This window comes from Fundidesulfovibrio magnetotacticus (assembly GCF_013019105.1).
GTDB classification, from domain to species: domain Bacteria; phylum Desulfobacterota; class Desulfovibrionia; order Desulfovibrionales; family Desulfovibrionaceae; genus Fundidesulfovibrio; species Fundidesulfovibrio magnetotacticus.
The window spans coordinates 597,073-611,493 of the sequence record NZ_BLTE01000001.1 but is presented as its reverse complement, the minus strand read 5'-3'; the positions used below and the strand labels follow the sequence as shown (position 1 = coordinate 611,493).

The following is a 14,421-nucleotide window of genomic DNA, read 5'->3' as shown; positions in this document are numbered from 1 at the left end:
TTTTGTTGCGCGAAACCGGAATGGTGCGCGCAACAACCGCCGCGTACGGCCGCAGCGCCACGTCTTGCGGCCCGGCGGATCAAGGGAGTCGCCATGGGCAAGACCATCCGCTTCGGCGTGTCGCTCAATTCCGACCTGCTGGAGAAGTTCGACGCGCTCTGCGAGGAAAAGAGCTACCCCAACCGTTCCGAGGCCATCCGCGACCTGATCCGGGGCGTGCTGGTGGAGCGCGAGCAGCAGGTGGGCGAGGGCGAGATCGCCGCCGTGCTCACCCTGGTCTACGACCATCACTTTTCCGACCTCTCCCAGCGCCTGGTGGAGATCCAGCACGACGAACACGACGTGATCCTCACCACCGTGCACGTGCACCTGGACCACCACAACTGCCTGGAAGTGCTCATCCTCAAGGGCGCGGGCGAGGCCATCAAACGCCTGGCCGACCGGCTCATCGCCACCAAGGGCGTGAAGCACGGCAAGCTCACCCTCACCACCACGGGGCGGGGGCTGGTGTAGGGCGGCGGGACGGAAGTCCCTCCGGTCCGCGCCAGGCAGCCCGCCCGCGAGACTCCATGAAAGACATCCAATCCTCCCCCTCCGAGGTGCTCATCCCCATCGACCGGGTGGGCATCCGCTCCATCCGGCTGCCGCTCACCGTGCGCGACCGCGCCAACGGCACGCAGAACACCGTGGCCGAGGTGGACATGGCCGTGGACCTGCCCGCCGAGTTCAAGGGCACGCACATGTCGCGCTTCGTGGAGGCCCTGGAGAGCCTGGGCGGCGCGTTGGACTACAAGAGCCTGCGCGGCCTGGTGGCCGGCGTGCGCGACCGCCTGGAGGCCCGCAACGCCCACGTCACCGTGCGCTTTCCCTATTTCGTGCGCCGCTCCTCTCCCGCCTCCGGGGCCGCCTCCACCATGGACTACGCCTGCACCGTGCAGGGCGACCTCATCGGCGAGCGCTTCCGCATCACCCTGGGCGTGGAAGCGCCCGTGATGACCGTGTGCCCCTGCTCCCTGGCCATCAGCGACCAGGGCGCGCACAGCCAGCGCGCCGTGGTGCGCGCGCGCTGCCGCTATAAGGGCTTCGTCTGGCTGGAGGAACTCATCGACATGGCCGAGGCGGCCGGGTCCTCCCCGGTGTATGCCCTCCTGAAGCGCGAGGACGAGAAGCACGTCACCGAGGCGGCTTTCGACAACCCCCGCTTCGTGGAGGACGTGGCCCGCTCCATGGCCAAAGCACTGGAGGAGCATCCCGCCGTGACCTGGTACGCCGTGGAGGTGGAGAGCTTCGAGTCCATCCACAACCACTGCGCCGTGGCGGGCATCGAGCGCGAGAAGGCGTAAGTCGCGGCCGGTAGCGGCCTCAGCGCAGGCGCACGGACTGCATCATGGCGAAGAGGGCGGCGCGGTTGGCGTCGAAGAGCGCGTGGGCCTGCTTGTCGTCGTCGGCCACGGCGTAGGCCATCACCTGGAGCAGCCGTCCCTTCACGGGCGCGAAGACGTGGTTGACGAACTGCACGCGCACCTTGCCGTCGCCGCCGCGCAAAAGGCGCGCGTAGAGCGTGTCGTAGCCGAAGTGGTCCCCCGCGCCGCCGCGCATGCAGGTGGGCTTGATGCCCTTGAGCGATTCCGCCACGTACTGCTTCACGTTTTCGCAGGAGACGAACGCGTTCTGCGTGAGCAGGATGTCCGTGCGCGGCGGGCTCAGGCAGATCACGAAGCGCAGGTCCGGCCCGTTGGAGGCCTCCACGGCGAAGGTGCAGCCGTCTTCGGTGGTCTCGGCCACGGTCCAGCCCTTGGCGGGGTGGAAGCGCAGCCCCACCGCGTCGTTGCGGTAGGAGCGGCGCTCGGGGGGCTCCTGGGCGCAGGCGGCCAGCAGCAGGCACGCGGCCAGGCAGGCCGTGAGGGCGAGGGGGCGCATGGGGCCACGTTATCCCGGACGGAGCGCCCTCGCAACACCCGGCGCGCTCCGCCCGGTGCCCTCTCCGGCAGTCCCCCCGGAGAGAGCCCGGCAGCCGTTGACAGACCGCACCGGAGTGCGCACAGTGCAAGGAAGGGAGAGACGGCCATGAGCATCATCCCCAACCTCAACGCGCAGGCCCTCGGGGCCCTCACCCACGCCGCCGAGGACACGGCCCGCAACCTGGCCAACCTCTCCACCGACGGCTACCAGCCCGTGCGCACCGTGATCTCCTCTGGACCGGCGACCATCAACGCCATCTCCGAGCACTCCGTGGCCTTCGGCCAGACCATGGCCGAGCCCTCCTTCGACATCGCCACCGACCAGAAAACCCAGGAACGCGCCTGGGTGCAGCCCTATCAGGGCGGAAGCGTGGACGTGGCCCGGGAGATGGTCAACCTCTCCTCCGCCGAGCGCGCCTTCCAGGCCAACGCAGTGGCCGTGCGCACCCTGGAGCAGACCACCGGCTCCGTGCTGGACCTGATGGCCTGAACCGCCCTCCCATGGCCCGGAAATCCGCGCGGGCCGGTCTTTTTCAGCGCATTCCCCTTGACTTTGCGTCATAATGTTGACACCGTTCGGCCATGCACGTTCTTCAAGGGGATTCCGCATGGAATTGAACACCTCGGGCATCATCGGCAAGAGCCCGGCCCTGACCGGCGTGTTCACGGTGCTCTCCAAGGTGGCCCCGACGGATTCCACGGTGCTCGTCACGGGGGAGTCGGGCACGGGCAAGGAACTCCTGGTGCGGGCGCTGCACGCCAACAGCCGCCGCCGAGACAAGCCCTTCGTGCCGGTGAACTGCGGGGCCATCCCCAGGGAACTGCTGGAGTCGGAGCTTTTCGGGCACGAGAAGGGGGCCTTCACCCACGCCATCCGCAACCGCGCGGGCCGCTTCGAGTTGGCCGACGGCGGCACCATCTTCCTCGACGAGATCGGCGAGATGGACCTCTCGCTCCAGGTGAAGATCCTGCGCGTGCTCCAGGAGAAGGAGTTCGAGCGCGTGGGCGGCACGCGCACCATGAAGGTGGACGTGCGCATCGTGGCCGCCACCAACCGCGACCTGGAGGCCGAGGTGGCCGCCGGGCGCTTCCGCGAAGACCTCTTCTACCGCCTGAACGTCATCCCCCTGCACCTGCCCCCGCTGCGCGAGCGCGGCGAGGACGTGCTCCTGCTTTCGCGCTGCTTCCTGGAGCGCTTCTGCGCCCAGAAGGAGCGCCCGGTGCTGGCGGTGCCCGCCGAAACGTCCTCGGTGTTCCTGAGCTATTCCTGGCCCGGCAACGTGCGCGAGCTGGAAAACCTCATGGAGCGCCTTTCCATCCTCTGCGACGAGGACCACATCCGCCCCGAGGACCTGCCCCGCAAGATCTGGGACGACGTGGGCAAGGCCCCGCCCGCCCCGGCAGCAGTCCCGGCGGCCAGGCCCGCCGGGTTCGACTGGCCCGTGGTGGCCGACCTCAAGGCCAAGGGCATGGGCCTCAAGGAGTTCCTCGACGAAATCGAGGAGCGCCTGCTGGCCGAGTCCCTGGAGATGGCCGGGGGTGTGAAGAACCAGGCCGCCGAGATCCTGGGCATCAAGCGGACCACGCTCATCGAAAAGCTCAAGAAGAAAAACATGCTGGGGGCCTAAGGCGCGCCCCGTGAGGCCTGGTGCGCTTCTTGCTTGCTGGGTGTCCGTGATGGCGCGCCCCATTGCCAGGATCGCCTGGTTCCTCTGCCTGTGTATGCTCCTCCTCGCGGCCCCCGGCGGCGCTCGAGCCCAGACCTACGCCCTCACGGCCGGACCCTTGGCCGACCAGATCACCCTCACGTTCCCGCGCAAGGCCCCGGCCCCCGTGGTGGTGCGCACCGGCCCCCGGCGCGTGGAGGCCCTCTTCCCGGCAGGGGTGAAGCTCAAGGCCCCGCCCCAGCCGACGGGCAGGACGCGCCACGTGGCGGCCCTCGCGGCGGCGGACAACGTGCTCGTGCTGGAAACCGCCAACGAATCCTTCGGCTTCGTGACCACCCCCTCCGGCGACAAGGGCCTGACCATCCAGGTGTTCTTCGATCCGGCAGGGGCCAAGTGGAAGCCTCCCGCGCCGGAGCCCGGACAGGCCCCGCCGGGGGAGGCCCCGGCCCCCGCACCGGAAACGCCAGGCGGGACCGGACAGGCCCCCCAGGCCCAGGAGCAGACCCAGCCCCGGGCCTCCGTGACGGCCCCCATCGCCGGGCTGGAACAGCCGGGCGCGCCCGCGCCCGTGCCGCCCCAGCCGACAGCCTCGGCACAGGCGCCCGTGCAGGCTCCGGCCCAGCCGTCGCCGTCCGGCCCGGCCGGTCCCGCTCCCTCCCAGGCTCAGGTGCAGCCCCGGCCGCCCGCGCCCGTGCAGGCCCCGATCCAGACCCCCGTGCAGGCTCCTGTCCAAGCCCCCGTGCAGGCCCAGGCTCCGTCCGCGCCTTCTCAGGCTCCCACTTCCGCCGCCCCCACGCGGGAGGCCACGGGGGCCATCGGCGTGGCCGCGCCCCAGGCCGCCGGTCCCGGCGCGTGGCGCGACGCCAGGCAGGCCCCGGCTTCCACGGGTCCTGTCCCGACGCCGGGCGCCGTGCCGGCCCCGGCGTCCGACCCAGAACCCACCCCGGCCGCCCCGCCGCAAGCGGGCGGCGTCAAAGGGAGCATCGGCGGCGCGGTGCAGCCTCCCGAGCCCGCCACGCCCGCTGCTCCGGCTCCTGGCCCGAGCCCCGCCGCCCCCGCGCCGTCCCCGGCCGCCCCCCACAGCGCCGCCCCTCAGGCCGTGGCTCCGTCCCAGGCCCCCCCCCAGGCCGTCGGAGGCAACGTGGGCGGGGCCATCGATTTCTCGCGCACCGCCCCTCAGGGCGCTCCCGCAGCCCCGGCCGTCCAGCAGCCCCAAGCCCCGGCCGCCCAGCAACCCGCAGCTCCGGCTGTTCAGAAGCCCCAAACCCCGGCCGGGACCAAGGCCCCGCAGCTGCAAACCTCCCAGAATACCCCGCTGCCCGCGCCCGGGCAGCCACAGGGAGCGGCCGACTCCAAGGCCCCAGCGTCGCAGCCCGTTCAAGCGCCTGTCCAGCAATCCGGGCAGCAGAACCCGGCCGCCGCGCCCGGGCAGGCGGCGCAGCCCGCGACCCCGGCCGCGCCTGCCGCTCCGGCTCCGGCGGAAGTGAAGGGCAGCATCGGGCAGGCCCTGGACCTTTCCAAGGTCGAGCCCCCCGTGCAGGAGGCCCCGGCGCAGCCCGCTCCAGGGCAGCAGGCCGCCGCCCCCGACGGCCAGCAGCCTCAGGGCGGCCCGTCGCCGCTGCCCGCGCCCCCTGCCCAGAGCCAGGATGCGCCGCCGCCTGCCGCCGGGCAACAGGGGCCGCCCGCCAAGGACACCCTTTCCAACACCACCTTCTTCATCACCGGCGAGCAGGCTTTCGCCCGGGGCGACCTGGACAAGGCCATGGAAGTGGCCCGCCTCACCCTGGAGAAGCCCGAGACCGAGATCACCAACGACCTGCGCGAGCAGGCCCTCTATCTCCAGGCCGAAGTGCTCTTCGCCCGCAACAAGGACAAGATGCCCGAGGCCTTCGTGGAGACCAACGACGCCCTCCAGCAGGCCCTGAACTTCAACACCAAGTCCCAGCGCATCCCGCGCGCGCTCATCAAGCTGGGGGCCATCAACCTCAAGCAGGGAAACCTTCCCGAGGCCAGGGCCTACTTCAACCTCATGCGCAACAAGTACGGCCTCGACGAGGACATCCCCCTCATCGACGTGTACTGGGGCGAGCACTACCTCGAACAGGCCAAGAAGGGCGACGCGAAGGCCAACTACGAACGCGCCGCCCAGGCCTACAAGGACGTGCTCCAGAAACACCCCGAAAGCCGCTTCGCGCGCGACGCGGCCCTGGGCCTCTCGCGCACCCTCCTGGAACTGGGCGAATACGGCGAGGCTTCCAAGATCGTGGACTACGTGGACAAGCGCTGGCCGCGCTACTACGTGGAGAATCCCTCCATGCGTCGCGTGGCGGCCGACATCGCCTACAAGCTGGGCGAGTTCGAGAAGGCAAAGGACGACTACCTCTGGTTCTACAACCTCGTCCCCGATGACAGCGCCAACGACCTCGTCCTCGCCCGTCTGGGCGACGTGAACGCCAAGCTCGGCAAGCGTGATGCGGCCCGCGAATTCTACGACATGGCCATCCGCAACTACCCCGGCAAGGAAGGCGCGCTCATGGCCATGATGCGCCTGGCGGAGCAGGGCATCAACGACGCCCCCACCCTCCAGGAGATGTTCAAGGCCTTCGCGGACCCCACGGACATCCGGCCGGACCGCATCTACGAGATCATCATCAACGAATATCCCAAGAGCCCGCTGGCCCCCCTGGCCCTGCTCAAGCTGACCATGTGGCGGCTTTACAAGGAGCAGTATCCCGAAACCCTCGATCTGGCCCGGCGCTTCGCCAAGACCTTCCCCGGCGACGTCCTGGAGGGCCAGGCCCTGGACTTGGGCGCTCAGGCCTACGCCAAGATGGTGGGGCCGCTCCTGGAGGAGATGAACTACAAGCGCATTCTGGAACTCTGGAGGCAGTACCCCTTCCTGGCCGAGCGCAGCAACATCCTCTCCGATCGCGACCGCCTCGGCGTGGCCCTGGCCCTGTACTACCAGGGCGAGGCCAAGCAGGCCCTGGAAATGGCCAGAACCTACCTGGACAAAGGCCCCACGCCGGACGCCCAGAAGGCCCTGGCCCTCGTTCTGACCATCCTGCGCGAGCACCAGGATTGGCCCGCCGTCCTGGAGACGCTCCAGAAGGTCGCCTCCTGGAAGATGGCCGACAACCCGCGCCGCGCCCTGGAGTTCGCCCAGGCCATGGCCCTGGAGCACACGGGCCAGAAGGCCAAGTCCCGCCTGCTCTGGGCCAGGCTCGCCGCCGACCAGCAGCTCGATCCGGCCAAGCGCGCCTACGCCGTCTACTACCAGTCCCGCACGGCCCTGGAGCGCCAGGACTTCGAGAAGGCCCTGCTCTGGTCCACCGACGCGCGCTTCCTCTTCAAGGAGTCCGCCAAGGACCAGGGCATGGCCCAGGACGCCCTGCTCACCATGATCGAGGCCAGCCAGGGCCTGGGACGCAACCGCGAGGCCCTGGGCCTGTGCGCCGAGTATGAAACCGAAGTGGCCCAGGGTGGGCCGCAGTGGGGGGCCATCCGACTCAAGACCGCCGCCCTGCACCGCGCCCTTGGCGACCTGGACTCCTGGCGCTCCGTGTTGCAGAAGCTGCGCGACGCCGATCCCAACGGCCTCTACGGCCGCATGGCCGCCTCGGAGCTGGCCGCGCGCTCGCTGCAGGAGAGCGCGGGCAGGCTGGCCGGACCTCCCTGATCCACGCCCGTCGGCGGGGCTTGCCTCGCTCGGGCGAAGTGTTAGGGAGGAGTGCCGTGAGCATCTCCAACCAACGGAAGGTCAGGTCCATGATCCGCCAACCCTTCGTCGCGGGCAGGTTCTACCCCGCTCAGCCCGACGCCCTGGAGCGCGAGGTCCGCGCCTGCCTGCGGGGCGCGCCTCCCAGGCGGGAGGAACACACCTTGCTGGCCATGGCCCCCCACGCGGGCTACGTCTATTCGGGCCGCGTGGCCGGGCTCACCCTGGCCCAGGCCAATCTTTCGGACAACCTCCTGCTCTTGTGCCCCAACCATACCGGCCTGGGCGCTTCCCTGGCCGTGTGGGACAAGGGGCGCTGGATCACGCCCACGTGCGTCATGGATGTGGACGAGCCCCTGGCCCGCGCGCTCCTGGAGGCCGAGCCGCGGCTGGCTTCCGACGCCATGGCGCACCAGCGCGAGCATTCCCTGGAGGTGCTTCTGCCCTTTCTGGGCCAGGTGAAGCCCGGCTTCCGCGGGGTGCCCCTGTGCGTGGCCGAGCGCTCACTGGCCGCGCTCTCCCGGGCGGCGGCCGCCATGGCCGGGGTGCTGCGCGCCCTGCCGGGCGGGGCGAGCCTGGTGGTCTCCTCCGACATGAGCCATTTCGAGAACGCCGAACGCGCCAAAAGCCTTGATTTCATGGCCCTGGAGGCGGTCTTGCGTCTCGATCCGGCCGGGCTCCACGAGGTGGTGCGCGCCGAGGGCATCACCATGTGCGGGGTGCTGCCCATGACCCTGGGCCTTATGATCGCCCTGGAGCTGGGGGCGAAACGGGCCGAACTGGCGGCCTACGCCAACTCGGGCGAGGTCACGGGCGACTTCTCCAGCGTGGTGGGTTATGCGGGCGTGTTGGTGAGCTGAGGGCGCTGGAAGGCCGTCACGGGGCCGTCACGGGGCGGGGCTAGGCGGAGGTTGCGCGAACGGACGCGGGCGTGCATGCTCCCCTTGGTCGGCAGTCCGGCAGTCCGGCAGTCCGGCTCCTTCGTCGGCAACGTCTTCCGATGGACCCCATGCAACAGACGCCCCCGCATCATCCCACCGACTCCCGGCCGGTCTCCCCGCCAGGCTCCCCCGCGGACGCCGCCAAGGCCCGCGTGCGCCCGTCCGGCGCTCGTCCGATGGGTTCCTGGCGTCGCGCCCTGCCCTGGTGGCTCCTGGCGGCCGTGCTGGTCCTGGCCTTCGCGGCCTGGGGGGCCAGCGCCGACGAGGTTCTGGACGCGGCCCGCGAGTGGTCCCTGCGCCACCGGGCCTTTGTGCAGGCCAATGCGGCGGCCTGTTGGCTGGGTATGCTGGCGGCGGGGAGCGTGGCCATCAACTGCCCCATCCCCGTGGCCGCCCTGCTGAAGGTGCTGGCGGGCTTCTTTTTCGGGCTGGAGGCCGGGGTCGCCCTCAACGTGGCCATGTCCCTCTCCGGGGGGCTGGCGGGGCTTGCGGCCACGCGCCATCTGTTCTACCGCTCCCTCCACGCCCGTTTCGGGCGAACGCTGGCCAAGGCCAGCCTGGAGATGGCCCGCAACGGATTCTGGTATGTGCTCTCGGCCAGGCTGCTCATGGTCACGCCGTTCTTCCTGGTCAACGTGGCGGCCGGGCTCTCGGGAATCCGCAAAAGGCGCTTCCTGCTGGCCACGGGCCTGGGCGTGCTGCCAAGCTCCTTCATCTACGCCCTCACGGGCGGCAGGCTGGAGCAGGTGCGCACGGTTTCGGACTTCGCCAGTTCGGACTTCGCCCTGGCCATGGGGCTCCTGGCCGTCTGTGCCGTGTTGCCCGCGCTGGCGCGCCGCAGGGGATGACGGGAAAATCTTGCGGAATATTGTTTTGTCGATTATTCATCGTGTCGTAATATATCGACGGAGGTGTGCATGGATACCCAACCGGTTCCCGTGAGACGTCCGGCCGTTGTTCAGGCCCTGATCCTCGTGCTGGTCTGCCTGGCCCTGGCGGGGTGCGCCGCCAAGAATGCGCAGCTGCCTCCCGGAACGGTGAAGGTGGCCATGGAGCCCGCCGGATTCCCCCAGGCCGCCGTCACCCCGGAGTGGGACGCCGCGGCCGTGCGCGCCACCCAGAACTCGGCGGGCTACGACTTCACGCGCACCAAGCTGCTTCCCGTGGTGCTGGTGCTCAAGAACAAAGGGCCCGGGCAGCCGCAGGTGCTCCTCGAAGACGTGCGCGGCGTGGCCAAGGACGCCGAATACCTGGTCTACTCCCCTGGCGAGGCCATGCGCCTGGCCATGGCGAAGCTCCCCCTGAGCGACCAGGCCAAGAACATGTTCACCAACGGCGCGAAGGGCGCGGCCATCGGGGCGGCCATCGGCACGGGCTTCGGACTGCTGGCCTACCTCTTCAGCCCCGTGAAGGACCCGGCCCTCATCTGGACAGGGACCATCTTCGGCGGTTCGGCCGGAACCATCGTGGGAGTGGCCTCACACCAGCACGATTCGCGCGAGATGCGCGAGATCGTGCGGGCCGACCTTCAGGAAAACGTCTGGAACGAAGACCCCATCCCGCCCGGGGCCACCCGCACGGGCTACATCTTCCTGCCCGAGGGCATGGGCATCGAGTCCCTGCGCGTAACGGTGCGCAACGGCGAAGGGGAAGGCATGACCGTGCGCGAACTGCCCGTGGCCCTGCCGCAGGACTACCGGCCCGACCGGCCCCAGGCCGACCAGACCCCTGCCGCGGCCGAGACGGCCCCCGCCAAGGCCCCGGCCAAGGCTCCTGAGTCGGAACTGCCCGCGCCCAAGAAGGTGCCCAGGCAGCAGAACATCTAGCGTGGAGCGCCCGGGCGCGCCTTAAAACACCGGGGCGTCGCTGTCGCGCATGTCGAAGGTGTGGCCCGAGAGGTCTTTCCACTCGCCCAGGAGCAGGCGCATGAGCCCCATGGCCGACTCTTCGGGCATGATCAGGCGTCCGCGCTCCTTCCAGGGGCGGAAAAGAGCGCGCAGGGCTTCGGCGCCGCCGCCCAGGGCGTTGCGGGCCTGGTGCTGCATGCGCGTGTCCACCAGCCCCGGCCTGTAGACGAAGCAGGTGAGCCACGGGGCCTCGGCGGCCAGCTGGCGGCAGAGGTGCTCCTCGGCGGCCTTGGCCGCGCAGTAGAGCCCCATTCCGGGCTGCACCACCGACGCCGCTCCCGACCCCACGAACACCGCCAGCCCGGAGCCCGCCTTGCGCAGCACAGGCACGCAGTGCCGGGCCAGAATCCAGCCGCCCTTCACGTTGGAGGAGAACACCTCGTCGAAGCCCGCGCAGTCCATCTCCCAGACGTGGGGGCCCGGGTTGAGCACGCCCGCGCAGTGCACGAAGCCCACGAAATCGCCCAGGGACTGGGCCGCCTCCAGCAGGGCGCGCGCCGTGGTGGCCTTGGAGGCGTCGCCGGGCACGGCAACCGCCTGCGCGCCCACCATGTCGCAGGCGTGCCAGGCGTCCTCCAGGTCTTCCGCCCCGCGCGCATTGAGCACCAGGCGCGAGCCCAGCACGGCAAGGGCCTCGGCCAGGGCCCGGCCCACGCCCATGGAGGCTCCGGTGATGATGAGCGTCTTGTCCTTGAGCAGCATGGCTCCTCCGTACGGCGTCGCGGGAGCCCATGCGCCCGGCGTCCTGCGTGAACAGTATCGCGGAATCATGACAAAACCGTGTCCGCTGTCAAGGACGTGAGGATGATATGCTCTCAGAATTTGGTGAATGTTCAGGACGCGGTGTGGGTTGTAATGCCCGAGTCTTTGATATGCAAAGGAAGAATGCATGTGACGGCGGCATCCATTTTTCAGATGATCAATGGGAAAAGATCAAGGATGCACTGTCAGAAACATTCAGCGAGAGGAGTAGAACAGGGATAAACAAGAGGCTGTTTGTGCAGTGATGCCCCTATGGGGATAGCTAAGTGTTTGAATTAAGTCGTATGATATCAATTGTTGACAGCGATGTTGCATGGGGCTTTGGATTCTGTTGCCAAGACAGCCGTGGTGGCGGTATTTCCGAGAGAAAGTATGGAGGATTGTATGAAAAATAGTGCATTCGTAATTGTCCTTGTGTTGTTCATCGCCACCATGGCATACGCAGAGGAGATGGACTTTAGAGGCGTAAAATGGGGGATGTCAAAGTCCGAGGTGATGTCCACTGAACATGGAAGTGTATTCAAAGAAGACTCTGGGCGGGTTGGGTATTTGACGGAAATTCTCGATGAAGAAACACTTCTGGTGTATTACTTTACCGACGACAAACTAACGAGAGCAAGGTACACGCTGCTCAAGGTTTTTACAAATAAAAGCAACAAGTATTATGAATCGTTTCAGCCGCTCGTCAGTTCCTTGACAGAAAAGTATGGCAAGCCTAATAAGCATGACAAGCTCTGGAAAAATTCACTTTACAAGGGGCGGCCAAGTGAAATTGGTATGGCAATAGCTACTGGTGGATATTCAGAGTATGTCCAGTGGGAAACAAAAAGCACAAGAATTATAGCTTATATCTCTGGAAATAACTTTGAGATTGAATCAGGAGTAGAGTATGACTCCAAAGAATTGTCAAAGCTTGAGGGGCAACAAAAGAAAAATAAAGAAATGAAGAAGCTGTAGCCTGTCCCCGCACTCCTCCAGTTGGAAGCAGGTGGCTGCCTAGCCCAACCCGAACCCGGGGGAAGAAGTAATACAAAAAGGGGGGGCTTTCGCCCCCCTTCGTATCTATCCGTATCCGGCCTCGGGTCGCCTAGCGGCGGCCCCGGTCGCGGCCGCCGCGGTCGCCACCCCGGCGGTCGCCGCCGCGGCTGTCACGGTCGCCGCGCGGGCGCGAGGGCGCCGCGAAGTCGTTGAGGTCGATGGTTTCGCCCTGCTCTTCAAGCAGCACGGCCTTGCGCGAGAGGCGCACGCGGCCGTTGGGCTCCACGGCGATCACCTTCACTTCCAGGTCCTGGCCCATGGCCACGGCGTCGGTGACGTTCTCCACGCGGCCGATGTCCAGCTGGGAGACGTGCACCAGGCCTTCCAGGCCGGGCAGGATCTCCACAACCGCGCCGCAGTCGATGATCTTCTTCACCTTGCCCTGGTAGTTGCGGCCCACGTCGGCCTTCTGGTCGTAGAAGAGCACCATTTCCTTGGCGCGCTCCATGGCCTCCTGGGTGGGGGCGAAGATGGAGATTTTGCCCGAGTCGTCGATGTCGATGGAGGCCCCGGTGGATGCGGTGATGGCCTTGATCACCTTGCCGCCAGGTCCGATCACTTCGCGGATCTTTTCGGGGTTGATCTCCACCACGGTGAGCTGGGGCGCGTAGGGCGAGAGCTCAGTGCGCGGCGCGGCCAGGGTCTCGTTCATCTTGCCCAGGATGTGCAGGCGCGACTCGCGGGCCTGTTCCAGGGCCTGGCGCATCACGTTCTGGGGGATGCCGGTGATCTTGATGTCCATCTGGATGCCGGTGACGCCCTCGGCGGTGCCGGCAACCTTGAAGTCCATGTCTCCCATGGCGTCCTCGTCGCCGAGGATGTCCGTGAGCACGATGAACTGGTCGTCTTCCTTGATCAGGCCCATGGCCACGCCGGCCACGGGGGCCTTGATGGGCACGCCCGCGTCCATGAGGGCCAGGGAGCCGCCGCACACCGTGGCCATGGAGGAGGAGCCGTTGGACTCCATCACCTCGGAGATGATGCGCAGGGTGAAGGGGAACTCGCCGGGCGCGGGGAGCACCGGGGCGATGGAGCGCTCGGCCAGGAGGCCGTGGCCGATCTCGCGGCGCGAGGGGCCGCGCAGGGGCTTCACCTCGCCCACGCAGTAGGGCGGGAAGTTGTAGTGAAGCATGAAGCGCTTGGAGGATTCGCCCGCCAGGGTTTCGATGCGCTGCTCGTCGCCGGTGGAGCCCAGGGTGGCCACGCAGAGGGCCTTGGTCTCGCCGCGCGCGAAGAGGCAGGAGCCGTGGGTGCGCGGCAGCATGGACACCTCGATCTCGATGGGGCGCACGGTCTTGGTGTCGCGGGTGTCGATGCGCACGCCGGTATCCTTGATGCGCTGGCGCATGAACTTCTTCTCCATGCCTTCGAGCATCTCGGCGGCCTTGCCGGCCAGGGCGGGCTCCTCGGGGAAGGCGGCCTTCACGGCCTCCACCACCTGGGTGCGCAGGGCCTTGCGGGCGGCGCGGCGCTCCATCTTGTCGATGATGGAGAGGGCGGCCTCCAGGCCTCCCTGGGCGGCCTGGGCCACCACGGCCTTGAGGGCCTCGTTCTCCACGGGGGGGGTGAAGGCCATCTTGGCCTTGCCGGCCTTTTCGCGCAGCTCCTCCTGCATGTCGATAAGGGGGATGATCTGCTGGTGGCCCCACTCAAGGGCCTCGGCGATGAGCTCCTCGGAGACGAAGTTGCCCCCGCCCTCCACCATCACCACGGCGTCGCGGGAGGCGGCGATGAAGATGTTCAGATCGGTCTGATCGGCGCTGATCTGGTAGGGCGGGTTGAGCACGAACTGTCCGTCGATGCGGCCCACGCGTCCGGCCGCGATGGGGCCCATGAAGGGCACGCTGGAGATGTGCAGCGCGGCCGAAGCGCCGTTCACGGCCAGGACGTCGGGGTCGTTGATGCCGTCGGCGGAGAGCACGGTGGCGATGATCTGCACCTCGTCGCGGAAGCCCTTGGGGAAGAGCGGGCGATGGGGGCGGTCGATGAGCCGGGCCACGGTGACCTCGCGCTCGGAGGGGCGGCCCACTTCGCGGCGGAAGTAGGAGCCGGGGATGCGGCCCGCGGCGTAGAGCTTTTCCTGGTATTCGACGGTGAGCGGGAAGAAGCCCTTGTCGAACTCCAGGGACTGGGAACACACGGTGACGAGCACCACGGTGCCGCCGCACTGCACCCACACGGAGCCGTCGGCCTGGTTGGCCATGCGGCCGGTTTCCATCATGATGGCGTTGGAGCCCACGGTGCGTTCGAGCCTGATGGCTTTGTCGAGAAGACCCATAGAATGACCTCGTAGTTGTAGATGGTTTCGGGGGGGCCTTCCCGGAACGTGATGTGCGCGCCGGGGGCCGGGAACCGGGGCTCCCGGGCCCTGGCGCGCGAACGACGTTCGGGGTCGGCCTGCATCAGTCGGTTGCCGCTGCTTCTCGC

12 protein-coding genes are annotated in these 14,421 nt (G+C 68.0%); 9 read left to right on the top strand and 3 right to left on the bottom strand.

Annotation, left to right across the window (positions count from 1 at the left end; translation table 11 throughout):
- Positions 1–93: 93 nt before the first annotated feature.
- Together nikR and folE2 are read left to right on the top strand one after the other, a co-directional pair.
- Positions 94–513 (top strand): nickel-responsive transcriptional regulator NikR, encoded by a 420-nt coding sequence (nikR, locus tag NNJEOMEG_RS02795; protein ID WP_173081056.1) that lies wholly within the window; start codon positions 94–96, stop codon positions 511–513.
- 56 nt (positions 514–569) lie between these two features.
- Positions 570–1,343 carry a GTP cyclohydrolase FolE2 gene (gene folE2, locus NNJEOMEG_RS02790; RefSeq protein ID WP_173081054.1) on the top strand — a complete coding sequence of 258 codons (774 nt, stop codon included), beginning with the start codon at positions 570–572 and terminating at the stop codon, positions 1,341–1,343.
- Positions 1,344–1,362: 19 nt separating this feature from the next.
- On the opposite strand, the gene NNJEOMEG_RS02785 is transcribed toward folE2, so the two are convergent.
- Positions 1,363–1,920 (bottom strand): hypothetical protein, encoded by a 558-nt coding sequence (locus NNJEOMEG_RS02785; protein WP_173081052.1) that lies wholly within the window; start codon positions 1,918–1,920, stop codon positions 1,363–1,365.
- Between the two features lie 147 nt (positions 1,921–2,067).
- On the opposite strand from NNJEOMEG_RS02785, the gene NNJEOMEG_RS20875 reads away from it, so the two are divergent.
- From NNJEOMEG_RS20875 to NNJEOMEG_RS02755, 6 genes are all read left to right on the top strand, one after another.
- The gene (locus tag NNJEOMEG_RS20875; protein WP_173081050.1) at positions 2,068–2,451 is read left to right on the top strand and encodes a flagellar basal body rod C-terminal domain-containing protein; all 384 of its coding nucleotides are present in this window, start codon (positions 2,068–2,070) and stop codon (positions 2,449–2,451) included.
- 118 nt (positions 2,452–2,569) lie between these two features.
- Entirely contained in the window at positions 2,570–3,589 is a 1,020-nt protein-coding gene (locus NNJEOMEG_RS02775) for a sigma-54 interaction domain-containing protein (protein WP_173081048.1), read from the top strand.
- Positions 3,590–3,638: 49 nt separating this feature from the next.
- Positions 3,639–7,307 carry a tetratricopeptide repeat protein gene (locus NNJEOMEG_RS02770; protein ID WP_173081046.1) on the top strand — a complete coding sequence of 1,223 codons (3,669 nt, stop codon included), beginning with the start codon at positions 3,639–3,641 and terminating at the stop codon, positions 7,305–7,307.
- A gap of 89 nt (positions 7,308–7,396) precedes the next feature.
- Positions 7,397–8,206 (top strand): AmmeMemoRadiSam system protein B, encoded by an 810-nt coding sequence (gene amrB / locus NNJEOMEG_RS02765; protein ID WP_173081044.1) that lies wholly within the window; start codon positions 7,397–7,399, stop codon positions 8,204–8,206.
- Between the two features lie 257 nt (positions 8,207–8,463).
- Positions 8,464–9,135: a TVP38/TMEM64 family protein gene (locus NNJEOMEG_RS02760; RefSeq protein ID WP_173081042.1), complete on the top strand. Its 672-nt coding sequence runs from the start codon at positions 8,464–8,466 to the stop codon at positions 9,133–9,135.
- 69 nt (positions 9,136–9,204) lie between these two features.
- Positions 9,205–10,113, top strand: coding sequence for a hypothetical protein (locus NNJEOMEG_RS02755; protein WP_173081040.1), 909 nt, complete (start codon positions 9,205–9,207; stop codon positions 10,111–10,113).
- Between the two features lie 21 nt (positions 10,114–10,134).
- On the opposite strand, the gene NNJEOMEG_RS02750 is transcribed toward NNJEOMEG_RS02755, so the two are convergent.
- Positions 10,135–10,896: an SDR family NAD(P)-dependent oxidoreductase gene (locus NNJEOMEG_RS02750; protein WP_173081038.1), complete on the bottom strand. Its 762-nt coding sequence runs from the start codon at positions 10,894–10,896 to the stop codon at positions 10,135–10,137.
- A 354-nt stretch (positions 10,897–11,250) separates the two neighbouring features.
- Between NNJEOMEG_RS02750 and NNJEOMEG_RS02745 the strand changes: the two genes are divergently transcribed.
- Positions 11,251–11,913 carry a hypothetical protein gene (locus tag NNJEOMEG_RS02745; RefSeq protein WP_173081036.1) on the top strand — a complete coding sequence of 221 codons (663 nt, stop codon included), beginning with the start codon at positions 11,251–11,253 and terminating at the stop codon, positions 11,911–11,913.
- A gap of 130 nt (positions 11,914–12,043) precedes the next feature.
- On the opposite strand, the gene pnp is transcribed toward NNJEOMEG_RS02745, so the two are convergent.
- On the bottom strand, positions 12,044–14,272 hold the full coding sequence (gene pnp, locus NNJEOMEG_RS02740; RefSeq protein WP_173081034.1) for a polyribonucleotide nucleotidyltransferase: 2,229 nt from the start codon (positions 14,270–14,272) through the stop codon (positions 12,044–12,046).
- Between the last annotated feature and the right edge of the window lie 149 nt (positions 14,273–14,421).

Coding starts and splice junctions, on each gene's coding strand:
- nikR (WP_173081056.1), top strand. CDS start 94: ATGGGCAAGACCATCCGCTTCGGCGTGTCGCTCAATTCCGACCTGCTG.
- folE2 (WP_173081054.1), top strand. CDS start 570: ATGAAAGACATCCAATCCTCCCCCTCCGAGGTGCTCATCCCCATCGAC.
- NNJEOMEG_RS02785 (WP_173081052.1), bottom strand. CDS start 1,920: ATGCGCCCCCTCGCCCTCACGGCCTGCCTGGCCGCGTGCCTGCTGCTG.
- NNJEOMEG_RS20875 (WP_173081050.1), top strand. CDS start 2,068: ATGAGCATCATCCCCAACCTCAACGCGCAGGCCCTCGGGGCCCTCACC.
- NNJEOMEG_RS02775 (WP_173081048.1), top strand. CDS start 2,570: ATGGAATTGAACACCTCGGGCATCATCGGCAAGAGCCCGGCCCTGACC.
- NNJEOMEG_RS02770 (WP_173081046.1), top strand. CDS start 3,639: ATGGCGCGCCCCATTGCCAGGATCGCCTGGTTCCTCTGCCTGTGTATG.
- amrB (WP_173081044.1), top strand. CDS start 7,397: ATGATCCGCCAACCCTTCGTCGCGGGCAGGTTCTACCCCGCTCAGCCC.
- NNJEOMEG_RS02760 (WP_173081042.1), top strand. CDS start 8,464: ATGGGTTCCTGGCGTCGCGCCCTGCCCTGGTGGCTCCTGGCGGCCGTG.
- NNJEOMEG_RS02755 (WP_173081040.1), top strand. CDS start 9,205: ATGGATACCCAACCGGTTCCCGTGAGACGTCCGGCCGTTGTTCAGGCC.
- NNJEOMEG_RS02750 (WP_173081038.1), bottom strand. CDS start 10,896: ATGCTGCTCAAGGACAAGACGCTCATCATCACCGGAGCCTCCATGGGC.
- pnp (WP_173081034.1), bottom strand. CDS start 14,272: ATGGGTCTTCTCGACAAAGCCATCAGGCTCGAACGCACCGTGGGCTCC.